The organism is Algibacter sp. L4_22, assembly GCF_023473045.1.
Lineage (GTDB): Bacteria > Bacteroidota > Bacteroidia > Flavobacteriales > Flavobacteriaceae > Algibacter.
This window is the reverse complement of the sequence record NZ_JAMCOK010000002.1, coordinates 782,576-801,516: the sequence shown is the minus strand read 5'-3', so window position 1 is coordinate 801,516 and position 18,941 is coordinate 782,576. Positions and strand designations below refer to the sequence as shown.

Genomic DNA, 18,941 nt, shown 5'->3' with positions numbered 1-18,941 from the left:
TATCTTCTAATTAATAATTTATACTGCGGAAGCCTATTTCACTAACATAATTTGAAATATTTTCATAATAATCTCTTCTAAGCATTATGGCTTCCTCATCATTTGGATGATGGTTTAGATAAGTTTCAATATCTTTTAAAAAGTAAGAATCTTTGTTTTTTAAATGAACTAAAGCTCTATTCTTTAGAATTTCAGATGTTTCACCTTCTAAACTAATCGCCTTATTAAAGTTTTCTAAAGCATCATCTAAAAAGTTTAAATTATATAAGGCTATACCTTTTGTTTTAAAAGCTATAGACAGTGTATCTGTGACCTGAATGGCTAAATTACAATGAGCTATAGATGCTTTGTAGTTTTGTATATCATTAAATGAATTTGCCTTTTTTATATAGTAATTGTAAACCCTAATCTGTTCTTGTTGGGTAAAATTTGAACCACAATTAAATAATAAAAAAAGCACAACATAAAGGTTGATTTTTTTATATAACTCCATAGCTATCTCTTTTTATTTGGTTGAAGTACAAATAAAAAAAGCAACTAGACAATGCGTGTCCAATTAAAAAATAAATTTAGTACAATATAAAAAGAATATTTATATTTAAATATCAGGGTAGTAGCGTTGTAAAATAAATTTATGCTGTTCGACTATGGTTTCAATTAACCATTGCGGTTCTATAACTTTTACCCATAAATTAAATTTGAACAGCTCGATGAGAAACTCATAATTTGGTTTTAAGGTAACCGAAATTTCACCGAATATATTCTTGTCTGTATAATCTAAAATATCTGTATTCATTTTAACAGGACGACTAATAATAGTTTGAGAATGATGCAAAGGTTTTGATTCTAAATATTTGAAGTGATGATTGGCAACTTTGATACGTATTGTTTCTGTTTTAATATCATTTTTTAAAATACCAAAAGCATCTTTAAAATAAATTAACTTATCAAAATAATAAGGATCTTCTACTAAATGATCTGTAATTAAAATGTTAGAAATGCGTTTGTCTAAGCACAATACTTTTACGCCAATATCTTCATTATAAACTAATAAATACCACGCTTTGTTTGCTTCTTTTATATGCAAAGGCTGAACTGTGGCCTGTTTTATTTCAGAAAAATGGTCGTCGTCATACCAGCCTTCATAGTTTATTTTAATATAAACTTTTCTTGCTATAGCTTTAACCAATCCTAAAATGTTGATTTCCGTATTTAATGATGATTCTTCGGTTGTGATATAAGGAGACCATTGGCGCTCTTTATGGCTGGCTAAAAACAATTCCATTTTATCAAAAACGGTGCGGTGTGTTTTTGTAATAACAGATTGGTTTACCATATAATGGCCTTTGTGCCTTATATGTTCAATTTCTACACCAAAAAAGGATTCAATATCTTTTACATCTCGGCTAATTGTTTTCTCATTGCTAACCAATAAGCCTTGATATAGTTTATCACCGTCGTGATAATCTAAATATAATGTTTCTAATGTATTGATTATCTCTTGTCTAGACTTACAATTGTTAATAGAGGTTTTGGTTAATATTTCATAAATATGAAATTTTCTTATAAAATCAGGTGTCATCAGTAGGGTTTGAAGTTCTAATGTAATAAAATTTGTTGAAAATTTACGATATAGTTCTACTTTAGCACAAAAGTGGTAATTGAGTTTATTCAGTAAAAAAGATTTCACGAATGCTAAGTGGTATATTTTAGAAAAAGTATGTCAATTAATGATAGGCATTTATATTACGCCTAAAATTTTTAATAGTCTAGGTGCTTTTAATTCTGGAGAATTAGAAATATCTAAAGCTATTGTTGGTGTGCTAGCACCATTTTTCTTTTTAGGATTATCGGCTATTTGTATTAGGGAATTAGTCTTTAAACCAAAATTAAAAAATTATATCCTGGGTACAACGTTAGTGCTTCGTTTGGCGAGTTTTTTAATATTGTCGCTTTGCTTATTAATCTATACCTATTTTACAAATACTACCGAAATTACTTTTATTGTTTTAATTCTTGCTTTTAGTTATTTGTTTAGAATTAGTGATGTTATAGAGTGTTTTTTTGTAGCTACTAAAGAATATAAATACGTTTTTTTCTGTAAAATTATAACATTAGTAATAGTCTTAATTGTTCAATATTACGGAGTAGAGAATAACCTTGGTGCTTTTTATTTTGCGAGTATTTTGTTTTTTGAATTCGCCATACAAACTATTATATATTTGGTTATTATAAGGTATTCAAAACAATTAGATCTGTCGAAATTAAAATGGTCTTTTGCAATAGCAAAGGATTTATTAAAATCTGCTTTTCCATTATTACTTACTAATTTTATTATTGTTTTTTATTTAGCAATTGACGATTTTTTTATCAATAATTATCTCGGTAATGCAGCTAATGGTGTGTTTTCTGTAGTAGGCTTTTTAGTGATTTTCATTACCTGGAATATTGGCGCAGCTTTTATTTATGGTTTGTATCCTGCTTTGGCGGAATGCTATTTGATAGATAAGAAGTTATATGCTAGTCGATTAAAATTTATGATTATAGTGGTAATGATTTTTGGAATTTCCATTGGTTTATTTTATACTTTTTTTGGCGACTATATTATATCTACACAATATGATAAAAGCTTTAGTACAGCCAAACTTCCTTTGCAAATTTTTGGATGGGCACCTCTATTTATTTTTATGGGTATGCTATTTGAAAAGCATTTGGTAAATCAAAATCAATTAGATCGTAATGTATATCGTTTTATTTTAGGGTGTTGCGTAAATGCTCTATTTTGTTTTTTACTTATCCCTAAATATAAACTCGTTGGTGCAGCTTTTGCTGTTTTATTAAGTCATTTTATAACCAACATCGTATTTGTTTTTTTATACAAATCTTATAGAAACAATATATGGGCTCTTTTATTTAGTAAAACGAAATAATGTTTGTAAATGATTATTAATTAGGTGCTTTTTCTTTATTTTTATAAAAAATTCCCCTAATGAAAATTCTTTTCTTGTGGCTAATAATAGCTTTTTCTTTTTTTAGCGTTTCCTTAAATGCACAAAATAAATTTACTATAAGCGGTACTATTTCAGAAGAAAGTAGTAATGAAACCTTAATTGGTGTTAATATTATTTTTCCAGAAGTTCAATCGGGAACCACAACTAATGAGTATGGTTTTTATTCCATAACATTACCCGAAGGTACTTATAAAATGGTGGTAAGCTATTTGGGGTTTAATACCGTTGTTGAAACAATTACACTCAGCAATGATCTCTCTAAAAATTATAGTTTATCCGACACTTTAGAAAATTTAGATGAAATCGTGATTACCGAAAATATTGAAAAACTTAATATTAAAGCTCCTCAAATGAGTGTAAATAAGTTAAGTTCCACCACTATAAAAGAAATACCAGTAGTGCTTGGTGAAGCCGATATTATTAAAGCCATTACCTTGCTTCCAGGTGTTACAACGGCTGGAGAAGCAGCTTCTGGATTTAACGTTCGTGGTGGTGCGGCAGATCAAAATTTGATACTTTTAGATGAAGCTACCATTTATAATTCCTCACATTTATTTGGTTTTTTCTCGGTATTTAATCCAGATGCTATCAAAGATTTAAAATTGTATAAGGGTGGTATTCCTGCTAGATATGGCGGTCGCGTATCATCTGTTTTAGATATTTATCAAAAAGAGGGAAATAGTAAAGAATTTCATGCCAATGGAGGTATTGGTATCGTATCGAGTAGATTGTTGCTTGAAGGTCCTCTAAAAAAAGATAAAGGCTCGTTTTTATTAGGAGGAAGGTCTAGTTATGCACATTTATTTTTACCACTTTTCGATTTGGATAATAAGGCCTATTTCTACGATTTAAATACGAAACTGAGTTATAAATTAAATGATAATAACAATATCTATTTTTCTGGGTATTTTGGTCGTGACGTGTTTAGTATAGCCGATACTTTTGAAAATACGTATGGAAATACAGTATTAAATTTTAGATGGAATCATTTATTCTCCGATAAGATATTTTCAAACTTGTCATTAATTTATTCCGACTATTATTATGGTCTAAAATTAAATTTTGTTGAATTCGACTGGAATTCTGGCATTCAAAATTTCAACTTAAAATACGATTTTAAACATTATTTAACCAATAAAATAAAATTACAATATGGTTTAAATAGCATTTATTACGCTTTTAACCCTGGTGATATTAAGCCAACAGGAGAGACCTCCGGTATCAATCCATTTACATTAACTCAAAAATATGCCTTTGAGAATGCTATATATCTTGATGCTGAACATAAGGTGTCAGATAAGTTATCATTGTCTTATGGACTGCGTTTAAGTACTTTCCATCGCTTAGGACAAGATGAATTAAACGTTTACGAAAATGATCAAGCCGTTATTTTTAACGAAGATTTTCAAATTTACGAAAAAGCAAAACCTATAGGCACAGAAAATTATGACAGAAGTGATGTCATTAAAAGTTTTATTAATTTAGAGCCTCGAGCTTCAGTAGCCTATCAGCTCAATTCCATATCTTCCGTAAAGGCTAGTTATAATAGAATGAGCCAGTATCTTCATCTACTTTCAAACACTAATTCTCCTACACCTTTAGATGTTTGGACACCTAGTGGGAAATATATTAAGCCGCAATTACTAGATCAGTTTGCGATAGGATATTTCAAAGATTTTAATGAAAGTAAATATTCTTTAGAAATAGAAAGTTTTTATAAAACCATAAAAAACCGAATAGATTATATTGATGGAGCCAATTTAGTGGCCAATAAAGCCATTGAGCAAGTGGTTTTAAACGGAAAAGGTAGAGCTTATGGGTTAGAAGTTTTATTCAGAAAAAATGAGGGACGTTTTAAAGGATGGTTGGCTTACACGCTTTCAAAATCCGAACAACAAACTAAAGGAAGAACGGCGAGCGAAATAGGAATTAATAATGGAGATTGGTACAATACTCCTTATGATAAAACTCACGATATTTCGTTAACCGGAAGCTACGATTTAAATGAAAAATGGAAATTAAATGCTAATTTTTTGTTTCAAACAGGTCAGCCGGCAACCTTTCCAAATGGTCAATATCAATATAATGGAGTTACAATACCTAGTTATAGTAATAGAAACGCCGATAGATTACCTGTTTACAATCGTTTAGATTTATCTGCAACTTATACATCTAAGCCAGAAAAAAAATCAGGATTACAAAGCTATTGGGTTTTTGGGGTTTATAACGCCTATAATCGTAAGAATGCAGCGTCCATTTCTTTTAGTTCTAATAAAGATACAGGAGCTAACGAAGCTAGTAGATTGGCTATTTTTGGTGTTATTCCTTCGGTTTCATATAATTTCAAATTTTAATATCATGAAAAAGTTTATATATATATTATTGATAAGTTTAAGTTTTACAGCTTGCGAAGATGTTATCGATTTAGAATTAAATACTGCCGAACCGCGATTAGTTATCGATGCATCGCTAAATTGGTTTAAAGGTACGGAAGGAAAAAATCAGTTTATAAAATTGTCGTTAAGTGCACCTTTTTATGATAATGAAGTGCCACCTGCTAATAATGCCATTGTAACAGTTGTGGATACAAATAATAATACTTTCAATTTTGTTGAAGATGGAGATACTGGAATCTACAGAAACAATACGTTTATCCCTGAGATAGATGGAGTTTATAATTTGACCATTAATTATAAAGATGAAATTTATACAGGTACCGAGCAATTGATGGGAGTTGCTAGCATTGATCGTGTAGAACAAAAAAATGACGGTGGTTTTAGTGGAGAAGAAATAGAAATAAAAGCATACTATACCGATCCTGAAGGTATCGAAAATTATTATTTATTTGAAGTTGAAAAGTTGTCGGATAACGATGTGAGCTTAGAAGTTTACGATGATGAATTTACGGATGGTAATGAGATTTTTGCATTTTACTCTGATGAAGATTTAGAAGCTGGAGATGAACTAACCATTTATGGTAGTGGAATCTCTGAGCGATTTTACGAATTTATGGTTATTTTATTGCAGCAAACAGATGAGGAAGGTGGCGATCCTTTTGAAACACAACCCGCTACGGTTCGAGGTAATTGTGTAAATATAACGAACCCCGAAAATTATCCATTTGGGTATTTTAGAGTTTCAGAAGTTTCTATTTTTAATTATATAGTCAAATTAAAGGGGGTTTGATACTTATTTCTGGTTTTGAGGTTAATCTCTTAGAAATCAAAAAAGATTTGGTTATTTAAATTCTCTTGAAAATTTCTGGCAAGATTATTACATATTAAGGCAACTTACGCTCTATGACTTTATAAATGATAAAAAGATAGAAGTTGAAGATATTCTTTATGATTAAAACCTGAATAATTCATATTTTTGAAATATGGTGAATTTCACAAAAACTACAGAGCAAGATTCTAAATATAATCATCTGGAAAAGATGAGTATTTCTGAATTATTAAGTAATATTAATAATGAAGATAAAAGTGTACCATTAGCGGTTGAAAAAGCGCTACCACAAATAGAGAAGTTAGTTGAACAAATTGTTGCTAAGTTAAAAGAAGGCGGACGCTTATTTTATATGGGAGCAGGAACTAGTGGACGCCTAGGTATTTTAGACGCTTCGGAATGTCCACCAACATTTGGTGTATCTCCAGATATTGTAATTGGTATTATTGCTGGCGGCGATCACGCTATTAGAAACGCTGTAGAATTTGCTGAAGATTCTATAAACCAAGGTTGGGAAGATTTAAAGGAATATAATATTTCTGATAAAGATGTCGTAGTTGGTATCGCGGCTTCTGGTACAACACCTTATGTTATTTCAGCTTTAGAGCAATGCAATAAAAATAATATTATTACAGGATGTATTTCTTGTAATAAAGATAGCCCTTTATCTTTAACGGCGCAGTTTCCTGTAGAACCTGTTGTTGGACCAGAATTTGTAACAGGAAGCTCTAGAATGAAAGCAGGAACAGCTCAAAAATTAGTGCTTAATATGATAACCACATCCACTATGATCCAGTTGGGACATATAAAAGGAAATAAGATGGTGGATATGCAACTAAGTAATAATAAACTTTTTGATCGTGGGGCTAAAATGATAATGGCCGAACTTAGTATTCCTAGAGAGGAAGCCGAAGATTTACTTAAAACTTATAAAAACGTGCGATTAGCAATAAAAAATCATAACAATGGATAATAATAGAACAGATAAAGTACAACTATTTAAAGGTGTTAAAACCATGATTTTTGCAGTATTAACACTTTTTATGGGGCCAATAATTTTGAGTATGGCTCTTAGTCAACCAGAAAACTCGCTCTATATTCCTCTTTTAATTATTGGAATATTGATTTGTGCTTTTGCGGTATTTTTAATATTTAAAGGTATCCGAACTATTATGGATAGTATGTTTAAGAAGTAGTGGCTAATTATTGAATTAACATTTGTTTGAAGCTGTTTTTGGAGTCGTTGGATTGTATCCAAAATCACCATCTTCAAACTGAATTTCTAAACGATCTAAAATATAGCTAATTATCGCATAATGATGAATAGTATGGCTATTGGCTTGAGATAATAGAGCACCAAAAGTATAGGCGATTTCGGCTTTACCCAAGCCCAAATCGTCAATGACTACAATTTTTGTATCCGCATTAAAATCTAAAGATTTTAATTTCTCCATAGTAATATTTAAATAATTACTAGCTGAATTACATTGCGTTTCTACATCTAGATTTCTACAACGTGCGGTTAAGTCAATTATATTGTCTTCATTCTTATTAAAAATACAATCGTAAAAATCTAAAATATGCCTAACATGGCTACCAATGCTGGAGTAGTATGGAGAAACAGAAGCATTGCATAAATCATCATCCGATAATTTATTTAAAAGTAGGTCTGCTTTCTGTAGCGTTTTTAAGCTCGATTCGATAATTATATTCATGGGCACTAAAATAAATAATTTGAGAATGAAATGAGTAGCTGTTAGTCTTTATTCAGGAACTTCCTTACAAAAGTAAGTTATTAAAGTAAAACTAAGTTTCATTTAAAACCTTTAATACCAAGCGTAGTTCATCATAACTATATTTTTTATCCACTTGCTGCTTTAAATCCGTTACGGTTTCAAACGTTTTTTTAGGAATAATTTCTTTCAGCTCATTATAATGATCTAAAGGTATTAAATCACTAATTTTTATTTCACCCGAATCAATAAAATTCGATAAATGTCTAAAAATAGTGTTTGTAGTTAAATCACGTTCCTTAGCAATTTCAAAAATAGTTTTCCCTGCTTTATGTAATTCTAATGATATTTTTTTCGTGTCAACTTTTGGTTTTTTAGGTTTTTCTACAGCCTTTTCTTCGGTAAAATTAATTTTATCGACATTGGTATCAATATCATTTTCATCACAATACCCTTTAATAACTTTTAAAATTTCGGTGCCATATTTTTCTACACGTGTTTTTCCCATGCCATTTACTTCAAGCAGTTCTGCTTTACTTAAAGGTAAGGTTTCGCACATTTCGTAAAGTGTTTTTTGATTGAAAACTTGATAATGAATTAAATCGTTTTTCTCGGCAATCTCATTTCTAAGCACACGGAGTAATTCAAATAATTCTACATTAGCTGTTCCATCAATAACCGTTTTTCTTGCTTTTTTAGGTTTGTCTTTAGCTAAAAACTTTGATTTAGCTCGTAACTCTAAAAGTTTTTTAGCAGAAAACCCATCTGTTAAACCATTAAAAAATAAAATCTTGGCAGCTAATAACTCTTCGAGTAAATCAAGAGCCTTAACTAAATCTTTGTCAATTGTTTGATTATCAGTAGTGAAATTAAGTAATTTCAATTGTTCTACAAAATGCGTTTCAGTTTCCACTTTAAAATAGGCAATAGCCTTTTTAAAACGCTCTTGTATTAAAGCACTAGCATCTGGTAAACGCTCGGTTTTAGACAATTCCTTTAATTGCGCGTTAAATCCATTACTTACTTTCAAAAAGGTGGTAATGGCGGTTTTTATTGCAAGTAAAGGCGCTTCAACATTACCTTCAATACTTCCACGATTTTTGTAATAGACATCTAAAATTCGATTTGCAGGATATAAAAACGGATAAAAATCGAATACTTCAACAATTAAATCCAACTGAAAATTTTTCTGCGATAACTCTAAAACAGCTTCATCAGGTTCATTAGCTTCTGCATTTTTATTAAAAGTAATTACGTTGGCATCACTAATAATTTGGCTAGAATGTATTTTACTTTTTAAAACCAATCCTTCTAGAGATTTACAACGGCTTAGTGCTACATACGTTTGTCCATGAGCAAAAGCACCTTGAGCGTCAATAATGGCTTTTTCAAAAGTTAAACCCTGACTTTTGTGTATGGTGATAGACCAAGCCAAACGTAATGGCATTTGGGTGTAAGAGCCAATTTTGTTTTCCGAAATAGCCTTGGTTTCCTTATCAACGGTATAATTTATATTTTCCCAAACCTCCGGAGTCGTCACTATATTAAACTCATCGTCGGGGCAATGTACCACAACTTCATCTTTATCTAAATGGATAATTTTACCAATTTTACCATTAAAATAACGCTTTTCTGGGTTGCTGTCATTTTTAACAAACATAACCTGCGCACCAACCTTAAGCTCTAAAGCTTCATTATTAGGGAAAGCATATTCAGGGAATTTACCCTCAACTTTGGCTTTGTAAAATCGATTTCTACCGTCAATTTTATTTAATTCCGTAATATTTGTAGCCTCTGCTTTGTTGTTGTGTGTGGTTAGTGAAATATAGCCAGCATCAGGCTTAGGCGTAAAATCAGGAATATAACGTTTATTTAATTCCGTTGCCGAAGCTTCAGAAAGCACATTATTTCTAATTTCATTTAAAATATTAATAAATACAGGATTATCCTGTCGGTAAATATGTTTTAACTCAATGGTCACCGCGTCGCAAGCTTGATAAGCTAAGCTGCTAAAAAAGAATCCATTCTTGTAAAAAGGTTTCAATAAATGCCATTCACTCTCTTTAATTACTGGAGAAAGTTGTTGTAAATCTCCTATCATGAGCACTTGCACACCACCAAAAACTTTATTTCTGTTTTTAAAACGACGTAATGTGCGGTCAATACCATCGAGTAAATCGGCGCGAACCATACTAATTTCGTCAATAACCAGTAGGTCCATCGACCTAATAATATCGATTTTAGTTTTATTAAATTTTCGATTAAAACTCTTCGAAGCGTTTAAACCTGTATCGGGTAAAATAGGACCAAAAGGCATCTGGAAAAAGGAATGTATCGTCACGCCCTTCGCGTTTATTGCGGCCACACCCGTTGGCGCTACTACTACTAAGCGCTTTAAGCAATCCATTTTTAAGCGGTGTAGAAACGTTGTTTTTCCCGTTCCCGCTTTTCCCGTTAAAAAAATTGACCGGTTTGTGTTGTTCACAAATTCCCAAGCCAATTCTAATTCTTTATTATCTGCCATTAAATCCTGTTCAAAATCGGAAATGAAGATACATAATTTCAATATTTTTTTGGGCGAGTTTTTAAGAAAAATAAAAACCACGCTATCCGCTGTATCTTTTTGCAAAGCAGATTAGTACACAATTTAAATTATATAGAATTAATAAAATGAAGGACAAAATCTAAGTTTAGGCTTGTTAAAGCTTCACAAAAAGGATGCCGCTACTATCGCTCTCGCACTTATCTGCCAAGCATATTGATTAATTTAAGTTACTTAGTTTGCTTGCTAAAATGAAGCCGAAATTAGCAATTTTAAAAATAACGAAACATCGACGAACGGATATTTAATCTATTCAGTATCCATTAATATATTGTGATTTAAATAGAGGTGTGATAAAATCGCAAGTCGTTTTAATAAAATAAATTACTCTAAAAACCGATTTTTTAATTCAACTGTAGGTATCATACATGATTCTTTTTTACCATACCATTTATAACGATTTTTTGCAATAAAATCGTAAACCCAATTTCTGATAAAAGCGGGAATGATAAGGAATATACCCATTAAATTCTCAGGAAAGCCTAATGAAAAACCTACTTTTAGTGCAGCCGTAGATTTATAATCAATTCCTTTCTCGGGTGTATAGAGTAAAATAGAATCTACTTTTTTAGTGTCAATTTTATAATACTCAAGGATTTCTTTTCCAACATCACTTTGTAGCGCTGTAAATAAAAATTGTTCGTTTTTATCACGTTTTATTACATATTGTACGCTGCTGTTACAAAGGTTGCAAACACCATCGAATAGTATAAGTTTTTTATGTTTAGGGACTCCAAAATACATGTTGTAAAAATACCATTTTATAAATCAATTCAAAACGATTAAAATAGGTTTTATAGTAGGTTGTTTTGGTATACTTTTTAGTTGTATTTGTCTAAACCGTCTTTCAAATTCACAACCTTTTTACTGAATTTATGGTTAAGTAAAATTGTAATGGCGGCTTTACTTCTTACACCCGATTTACAGTATACCAAAAGGTTTTTGTTTTTTGGGATTTCATGTAAACGCGCTTCAAGTTCGTTTAAAGGAATATGGAGACTCTCAAAATAATAATCGTTTCGTTCAGTATGTGTTCTTACGTCGAGTACGTTATAATTTTGTTTGTTTATGGCGTAATCCTGAAATGTGATTTCCGTTATTTCTTTAGATATGCCACAAAAACCATCATAGTTATCTTCTAGTTTTTCGATGGATATAGCTTCATTTTTTTTGAATTTAAAAATAAGTTGTTCAGAGCTAAGCGCGTTGTATGTTAGAATTTTACCAGAGAGAACATCGCCCAATTGTAATATTGTTTTAAGGACTTCATTGGCTTGTAAGCTACCAATAATACCAGGCAAAACGCCTAGAACTCCAATCTCTGAGCAGTTAGGTACTTCATTTGGTTTTGGAGGAGTAGGGTATAGGCATCTGTAGGTTGGACCGTTTTTATAATTAAATACAGATATTTGCCCTTCAAACTTGAAAATAGATCCAAAAATTACGGGTTTATTAGCAAGTACAGCAGCGTCATTTACTAAATATCGTGTTGGGAAATTATCACTGCCATCCACTATAATATCGTATTTAGAAAAGAGTTCAATAGCATTTTCTATAGTTACTTTTTTTAGATGAACTTCGAAAGTAATAAACGGATTTAACCTAGATAATTTACTCGCAGCAACTTTAGCTTTATACTTTCCTAAGTCGTCATGGTTGTATAAAATTTGTCGTTGCAAATTACTTTGGTCAATCGTGTCATGATCTGCAATGCCAATAGTACCAATACCTGCAGCTGCTAAATATTGCAAAATTGGGCAGCCCAAACCTCCAGCTCCAATGATTAAAACTTTAGCTTGTTTTAATTTTAATTGCCCAGATTCATTAATTTCATCTAAAATTAAATGGCGATTATATTGTTGATGTTCTGCTTTAGATAAATTCATTATTCCCAATTATTACTCCAATCTTTCCAAACCACTTCTAGTCCTTGATCTTTTAGCATTAAAGTCACTTCTTCTGTAGAACGCTCATCCGAAATTTCAAATTGTTCTAAAGATTCTGGTGCTACAGCATAACCTCCTGGATTTGTTTTAGATTCTGCACTAATTGATGTAATGCCAAGATTCACAATGTTATTCCTAAATACTTCACTTTCACGTGTAGACATAGACAGTTCGACATCTTCATCTAGTAACCTAAAAGCACAAATTAACTGCACCAAATCTGGATCTGTCATTTCTACCTTTGGATCTAACCCTCCAGAATGTGGACGAAGCCTAGGGAAGGATATGGAGTATTTTGTTTTCCAATATGTTTTCTGTAAATATTTTAAATGTAACGCGGTAAAAAAACTATCGGCTCGCCAATCTTCTAAGCCAAATAAAGCGCCTATACCAATTTTATGAATTCCGGCTTTACCTAGTCGGTCAGGCGTGTCTAATCTAAAATCGAAATTTGATTTTTTACCTTTAGGGTGGTGTTTTTTATACTCTTCTCTATGATAAGTTTCTTGATAAACTAAAACTGCAAATAAGCCATTATCAATTAATTGCTCATATTCATTTTGATATAAAGGTTGTACTTCAATAGTAATATTTGAGAAGTGAGAACGAATTAATTTTAATGCATTATTAAAATAATCCACACCAACTGTTTTGTTGGCTTCGCCTGTTACTAGTAGAATGTGGTCGAATCCTTTTGATTTGATATAGCCAACTTCTTTTAAAATTTCGGCATCGGTTAAGGTTCTACGCGCAATTTTATTCGTCATGCTAAATCCGCAATATGTGCAAATATTTTGGCACTCGTTGCTTAAATACATTGGCGAGTACATTTGTATGGTATTACCAAAACGTTTTTTAGTTAACGCTTTACTTAGCTGAGCCATTTGCTCTAAATAAGGTTTTGCAGCAGGAGAAATTAACGCTTTAAAATCTTCTAAATCGCGTTTCGGGTTTCCTAAAGCACGTAAAACATCGGATTCTGTTTTAGAAAAAATACTCTGTAGAGTATTGTCCCAATTGTAAGTGTCAAATATGTTTTTGAAACTGCTCATAGATTCTTAATTCAAAAAACTTGTTAAGGGACTACTTGCTTCTGCTTTTTTATGCACTATTGGAGCAAGTTTTGCTTTATAAGCCATGCGTCCAGCTTCTACGGCCATTTTAAAAGCAATAGCCATGTCGGTTGGGTTTTGAGAAACTGCAATAGCGGTGTTTACTAAAACAGCATCGGCTCCTAGCTCCATAGCGTAAGCGGCATGCGATGGTGCACCAATACCAGCATCTACAATTACAGGAATATTACTTTGGTCGATTATAATTTCGAGAAAATCTTGAGTTTTTAAACCTTTATTACTACCAATAGGCGCACCTAAAGGCATGACACATTGTGTACCAACTTCTTCTAAGCGCTTACATAAAACAGGGTCGGCATGGATATAAGGCATCACAACAAAACCTAATTTTACAAGTTCCTCGGCTGCTTTTAAGGTTTCTATAGGGTCTGGTAATAAATACTTTGGATCGGGATGAATTTCTAATTTAATCCAATTGGTTTCTAATGCTTCACGAGATAATTGTGCTGCAAAAACGGCTTCTTTTGCATTTCGCACACCAGATGTATTGGGTAATAGATTAATTCTAGGATGATTTAAATGTGATAAAATATCATCTTCTCTATCTTGTACATCTACACGTTTTAGCGCCACAGTTACCAACTCACTTTCCGAAGCTAACAAGGCCGCTTTCATTAATTTAGACGAGCTAAATTTTCCAGTTCCAGTAAATAATCTTGAGCTAAATGTTTTATCTGCTATTTGTAATTTATTATTCATAATAAAAGTAACTTTTATTAAAGATTTGTGTTTTATTTTTCTTCAGGTTTCCAGCGTTGTTCCTCTGTTATGCCTCCGTTTATAAGTTCTTTAAATTTCGAGATTTTATTGAAATCGCTTGTGATTTCTCCCGAAACGGCAATACCATAAACACCTGTTATCATAATATCTAAAATATCATTCAATGTGATGCCACCAATAGCGATAACCGGAATATCTGTTTTTAAGGATTCTAGTATTGTTTTGTATCCTTCTTCTCCTAAAACAGGGCTTAAGTTTTCTTTTGTTTCCGTAAAACGGAAAGGCCCCAAACCTATATAATCTACTTTTTGATCAATTAATTTTTTGCAATCAGCAAGTGTGTTAGCGGTTCCTCCAATAATTTGCCAAGATGCCAATCCTTTTCGGGCAATAGTTGGGGAAGTGTCCGATTTACCTAAATGCACACCATCGGCTTTAACTTCGGCTGCTATTTTATAATAGTCGTTTATAATTAAGCGTGTTTGAAAATGCTCCGTAATTTCTCTCGCTTTTTTTGCAGTTTCTAAAACAGTTTTAAGGTCGTATTTCTTTAAGCGCAACTGAACCAATTCGGCTCCAGCAGCACAAGCACTATGGATATTTGTTAAATGTTCTTGTGGCGTTGCGCCTTGCGATATGTAATGTAATTTAGCTATCATATTATTTTTTTGAATGAAATCCTAACATTGATTTATTAGAATTTAAAAATTTTTCGGTGTATCGTTTACCTTCTTTGCATGCTTTTAACAAAGGAAATCCTAATGCTAAATAACTCGTTATAGCAGAAGATAAAACACAACCACTACCATGTTTTTCGGAGCAGTTAAATGATTTTGGGTTTAAAGTAAATTGCTTTTTATTGGTAATATAAAGAACGTCTCGTCCTATTTTATCTGTACGGTGACCACCCTTTAAAAATAGATTTGTTTTTGATGAAATATAAGCAATTGTTTCTTCTATATCTTTTTCTGGGTATAATTGTTGAATTTCATTGTAATTAGGTGTTAATAGATATATTTTAGATAATATATCGTCTAATTTTTCTGAATTATTAGAATGAAAACTAAAGTCTGAACTTGACTTTAAAACAGGATCTAAAACGATTTTAATTTCCGGATTTAGTTCTTGCAATCTATTAATTATAATGGATAATATTTCCCAGTTTTCTACAATACCAATTTTAACATAATTGATTTCAAAACGATTAAATAATATCTCCATTTGATTTAAAATAAGAATTATTTCTGTCCAATGGCAGGCTTTAAATTCTATGTCATTCTGGATGGTATTCGCTGTGCAAACAGATAAACCATAACATTTTAAAGCTTCAAATGTTTTTATGTCAGCAGTTAGTCCGGCTCCATTAGATGGATCGAAACCTGCGATGGTTAATATGCTTGGTCGTTTTTTCAAATTATTGTAGTGTCGTAAACTGTTTTTAATTCTATGAAACTTTTAACGGGATTATTTGAATTCCATATACCTCCCAAAACTCCAACACCTTTAAAACCTAATTTAAAAGTTTCGATTATAGTATCTGCGTTAATACCTCCCATACCAATAATAAATTTATCTATATGGTTTACATTAAAACCTCTCCCTTCGTAGCCTACTTTAGAAATAGAAGAAAACACGGGACTTAATAAGTGGTAATCGAATTCGAATTCGCAATCTTCTAATGTTTTTGGTTCATGAAAAGAGGAACTAATGCTTTTACCAAACATGTTTAGATTTTTAAAATACTGTCCAGGATTATCTATATGATCTATCCGTTTTTGTTCTTGAAAGTGAATGCCTTTTAAATCGAATTCATTAATTAGTTCATGAAAATAATGCACTACAATTCTATTATGATATTGTTTATCTATTTGATTTAAATAAGAGCAATGTTCTTCATAGTTTTTATTGGGTTTTCTAAAATGATAGTATTGTAAACCTTCTTGAAACAACTGGTTAAGTATTTCAATTTCGTTTGGAATATCATGTTCTGGTGCTATTAAAACTATCATTTTTTTTGAGTTAGGGATTGCAGTGAAAATCCTTTTGCTTTTGCAAAAGATTGTAACGGAAAGCCCGCCCTCGCTTTGTTTAAAAAGCGGGGGAACTCCCAATTAATTATTCTACAAATATACTTCAGATCCTTTATCTTTAAACTCTTTTGATTTTTCTTTGAAACCTTTTGCAATAACCTCGTTATCTACAATGTCGTTTTCGGCTGCAAAGTCTCGTACTTCCTGAGAAATTTTCATGGAACAAAATTTTGGACCACACATAGAACAGAAATGCGCAATTTTTGCACCTTCGGCAGGAAGTGTTTCATCGTGATATTCGCGAGCACGTTCTGGATCTAAACCAAGGTTAAATTGATCTTCCCATCGGAACTCGAAACGTGCCATACTCAAGGCGTTATCTCTATGTTGAGAACCAGGATGACCTTTAGCTAAATCGGCAGCATGGGCAGCTAATTTATAAGTAACCACACCAACACGAACATCTTCTTTATTAGGTAAACCCAAGTGTTCTTTTGGAGTTACGTAACAAAGCATCGCGCAACCGTACCAACCAATCATGGCGGCACCAATACCAGATGTAATATGGTCGTAACCTGGAGCAATATCGGTTGTTAAAGGGCCTAGTGTGTAAAAAGGAGCCTCGTCGCAAAGTTCAATTTGTTTCTCCATATTTTCTTTAATCATGTGCATGGGCACGTGACCTGGACCTTCTATAAAACACTGTACTTCGTGTTTGCGGGCTATTTGTGTTAACTCGCCAAGGGTTTCTAATTCAGCAAATTGTGCTTCATCATTCGCATCTGCAACAGAGCCTGGACGTAATCCGTCACCAAGAGAAAAAGCGACATCGTAAGATTTTAAAATTTCGCAAATATCTTCAAAATGTGTGTATAAAAAACTTTCTTTATGGTGAGCTAAACACCATTTTGCCATAATGGAACCACCACGAGATACAATACCGGTAACACGTTTTGCCGTCATAGGCACGTAACGAAGTAATACGCCAGCGTGAATTGTGAAATAATCTACACCTTGTTCGGCTTGTTCTATTAATGTATCACGGAAAATTTCCCATGTTAAATCTTCGGCAACGCCATTAACTTTTTCTAAAGCTTGGTAAATTGGCACGGTACCCACAGGAACAGGTGAGTTGCGTACAATCCACTCGCGTGTTTCGTGAATATTTTGCCCAGTAGATAAATCCATGATATTATCTGCGCCCCAACGGCAAGCCCAAACTGCTTTTTCTACTTCTTCCTCAATGGATGAGGTTGTGGCAGAATTTCCAATGTTGGCGTTTATTTTTACCAAGAAATTACGACCCAAAATCATAGGTTCTGCTTCTGGGTGGTTTATGTTTGAAGGGATTACTGCACGACCTCTTGCTACTTCCGATCGTACAAATTCTGGTGTAATTTTATCTGGAATAGAAGCGCCAAAGTGTTCGCCTTTATGTTGTTTTCTAATCTCGGTCATTTCATCAATTCGTTGGTTTTCACGAATAGCGATGTATTCCATTTCTGGAGTAATAATGCCTTTTTTGGCGTAATGTAATTGTGTTACGTTTTGGCCTGTTCTGGCACGCAATGGCATTTTTAGATGCGAAAAGCGCATGTGGTCTAAGCTAGAATCATTTAAACGCTCGTTACAATATTTTGAAGAAAAACCGCTTAATTGCTCGACATCTCCACGTTCTAGAATCCAGCTTTCGCGAATTCTTTCTATACCGGTGTGTACATCGATGGATTTATTAGGGTCTGTATATGGGCCAGAGGTATCGTAAACAGTTATAGGCTGGTTTGGTGTTTTCTTTTTCGTCAACGAATCTGTAGTATCACTTAAAGAAATTTCACGCATGGCTACTTTAATTTGTGGGTGAATTTTTCCTTTCACGTAAATTTTATTAGAATTTGGGAAAGGGTTTCTTGTTATTCCGTCTTGTTTTGGTGCAGTGTCTTTTGTTTTCATTGCTTATTTATTTGATAGCGTGTAACTGGTAATAAATTTGATTGAATTTTGTGTAAATTTTATTTGTAGAAGGTTGGTTTTAACCGCCTTGAGTGGCTTTTATGATTAAGACCTCGTCACCATCATTAAGAGTTTGAGTTTTCCAGTCGGTTCTAGTGATGATGTTTAAGTTTACGGCAAGTGCTATGCCGTTCGTCGAGATTTCTAACTTTTTTAAAATGCTTTCAAGAGAGCATTCTTTATTTAATTGATGTGTTGCGTTGTTTACCTTTATGTTTATCATATAAAAATAGTTTGTGCAGACTAAATAAGTTTAGTCAAACAATTTTTGTAAACGATAAAAGGTTCGGGAATTTGAAAAAAGGGCAGTGGTTACACTGTTAACTTTTCCCTCCGTTGGTGTTAACCAAATCAGGTTCTAAGGATGTTTCTCAAACTAATTATATAAATAATTAATTACTCCTAAAGTTTACTATCGCAAATATATGTAAAACAATGAAAGATTAGACTACAAAAAATGAGATTGTTTTTTTTCATTTTTTAAATGATGTATTATACTTATGAAAGTATCATTATTATTTGTTTTAAAAG

General features: G+C 32.3%; 18 protein-coding genes and 1 riboswitch. Of the genes, 5 read left to right on the top strand and 13 right to left on the bottom strand.

Features of this window, described 5'->3' with window-relative positions; genetic code table 11:
* Positions 1–10: 10 nt before the first annotated feature.
* Together M4I23_RS08055 and M4I23_RS08050 are read right to left on the bottom strand one after the other, a co-directional pair.
* Complete coding sequence (locus M4I23_RS08055) at positions 11–493, bottom strand: hypothetical protein (protein WP_249754049.1); 483 nt, start codon at positions 491–493, stop codon at positions 11–13.
* Positions 494–598: 105 nt separating this feature from the next.
* Positions 599–1,582, bottom strand: coding sequence for a YafY family protein (locus M4I23_RS08050; protein WP_249754048.1), 984 nt, complete (start codon positions 1,580–1,582; stop codon positions 599–601).
* Between the two features lie 79 nt (positions 1,583–1,661).
* On the opposite strand from M4I23_RS08050, the gene M4I23_RS08045 reads away from it, so the two are divergent.
* The 5 genes from M4I23_RS08045 (at position 1,662) to M4I23_RS08025 (ending at position 7,432) form a co-directional block, all read left to right on the top strand.
* Positions 1,662–2,930, top strand: a complete 1,269-nt coding sequence (locus M4I23_RS08045) for a polysaccharide biosynthesis C-terminal domain-containing protein (protein ID WP_249754047.1) — start codon at positions 1,662–1,664, stop codon at positions 2,928–2,930.
* Positions 2,931–2,989: 59 nt separating this feature from the next.
* Positions 2,990–5,365, top strand: coding sequence for a TonB-dependent receptor (locus M4I23_RS08040; RefSeq protein ID WP_249754046.1), 2,376 nt, complete (start codon positions 2,990–2,992; stop codon positions 5,363–5,365).
* A 4-nt stretch (positions 5,366–5,369) separates the two neighbouring features.
* On the top strand, positions 5,370–6,197 hold the full coding sequence (locus M4I23_RS08035) for a DUF4249 family protein (RefSeq protein ID WP_249754045.1): 828 nt from the start codon (positions 5,370–5,372) through the stop codon (positions 6,195–6,197).
* Between the two features lie 196 nt (positions 6,198–6,393).
* Positions 6,394–7,209 (top strand): N-acetylmuramic acid 6-phosphate etherase, encoded by an 816-nt coding sequence (murQ, locus tag M4I23_RS08030; RefSeq protein WP_249754063.1) that lies wholly within the window; start codon positions 6,394–6,396, stop codon positions 7,207–7,209.
* Complete coding sequence (locus tag M4I23_RS08025; protein WP_158848980.1) at positions 7,202–7,432, top strand: DUF6095 family protein; 231 nt, start codon at positions 7,202–7,204, stop codon at positions 7,430–7,432. The genes murQ and M4I23_RS08025 overlap by 8 nt, the downstream gene beginning before the upstream one ends.
* 15 nt (positions 7,433–7,447) lie before the next feature.
* Here the strand turns inward: M4I23_RS08025 and M4I23_RS08020 are convergent, their stop codons facing one another.
* The 11 genes from M4I23_RS08020 to thiS form a co-directional block, all read right to left on the bottom strand.
* Positions 7,448–7,951, bottom strand: coding sequence for a hypothetical protein (locus tag M4I23_RS08020; protein WP_249754044.1), 504 nt, complete (start codon positions 7,949–7,951; stop codon positions 7,448–7,450).
* A gap of 91 nt (positions 7,952–8,042) precedes the next feature.
* On the bottom strand, positions 8,043–10,493 hold the full coding sequence (locus tag M4I23_RS08015; protein WP_249754043.1) for a helix-turn-helix domain-containing protein: 2,451 nt from the start codon (positions 10,491–10,493) through the stop codon (positions 8,043–8,045).
* A gap of 402 nt (positions 10,494–10,895) precedes the next feature.
* Positions 10,896–11,315: a thiol-disulfide oxidoreductase DCC family protein gene (locus tag M4I23_RS08010; RefSeq protein ID WP_158848986.1), complete on the bottom strand. Its 420-nt coding sequence runs from the start codon at positions 11,313–11,315 to the stop codon at positions 10,896–10,898.
* 77 nt (positions 11,316–11,392) lie between these two features.
* On the bottom strand, positions 11,393–12,457 hold the full coding sequence (moeB, locus tag M4I23_RS08005; RefSeq protein WP_249754042.1) for a HesA/MoeB/ThiF family protein: 1,065 nt from the start codon (positions 12,455–12,457) through the stop codon (positions 11,393–11,395).
* Positions 12,457–13,569 carry a 2-iminoacetate synthase ThiH gene (gene thiH / locus M4I23_RS08000; RefSeq protein ID WP_249754041.1) on the bottom strand — a complete coding sequence of 371 codons (1,113 nt, stop codon included), beginning with the start codon at positions 13,567–13,569 and terminating at the stop codon, positions 12,457–12,459. Before thiH ends, moeB begins: the two co-directional genes overlap by 1 nt.
* Before the next feature lie 6 nt (positions 13,570–13,575).
* Positions 13,576–14,349 carry a thiazole synthase gene (locus M4I23_RS07995; RefSeq protein ID WP_158848992.1) on the bottom strand — a complete coding sequence of 258 codons (774 nt, stop codon included), beginning with the start codon at positions 14,347–14,349 and terminating at the stop codon, positions 13,576–13,578.
* Between the two features lie 32 nt (positions 14,350–14,381).
* Positions 14,382–15,029 carry a thiamine phosphate synthase gene (gene thiE / locus M4I23_RS07990; protein ID WP_249754040.1) on the bottom strand — a complete coding sequence of 216 codons (648 nt, stop codon included), beginning with the start codon at positions 15,027–15,029 and terminating at the stop codon, positions 14,382–14,384.
* A gap of 1 nt (position 15,030) precedes the next feature.
* Complete coding sequence (locus M4I23_RS07985; RefSeq protein ID WP_249754039.1) at positions 15,031–15,783, bottom strand: hydroxymethylpyrimidine/phosphomethylpyrimidine kinase; 753 nt, start codon at positions 15,781–15,783, stop codon at positions 15,031–15,033.
* Positions 15,780–16,379 carry a thiamine phosphate synthase gene (locus M4I23_RS07980; RefSeq protein ID WP_249754038.1) on the bottom strand — a complete coding sequence of 200 codons (600 nt, stop codon included), beginning with the start codon at positions 16,377–16,379 and terminating at the stop codon, positions 15,780–15,782. Before M4I23_RS07980 ends, M4I23_RS07985 begins: the two co-directional genes overlap by 4 nt.
* Before the next feature lie 111 nt (positions 16,380–16,490).
* Entirely contained in the window at positions 16,491–18,350 is a 1,860-nt protein-coding gene (thiC, locus tag M4I23_RS07975) for a phosphomethylpyrimidine synthase ThiC (protein WP_249754037.1), read from the bottom strand.
* 79 nt (positions 18,351–18,429) lie between these two features.
* Positions 18,430–18,633, bottom strand: coding sequence for a sulfur carrier protein ThiS (gene thiS / locus M4I23_RS07970; protein WP_158849003.1), 204 nt, complete (start codon positions 18,631–18,633; stop codon positions 18,430–18,432).
* A gap of 88 nt (positions 18,634–18,721) precedes the next feature.
* A riboswitch (TPP riboswitch) is annotated at positions 18,722–18,824 on the bottom strand.
* Between the last annotated feature and the right edge of the window lie 117 nt (positions 18,825–18,941).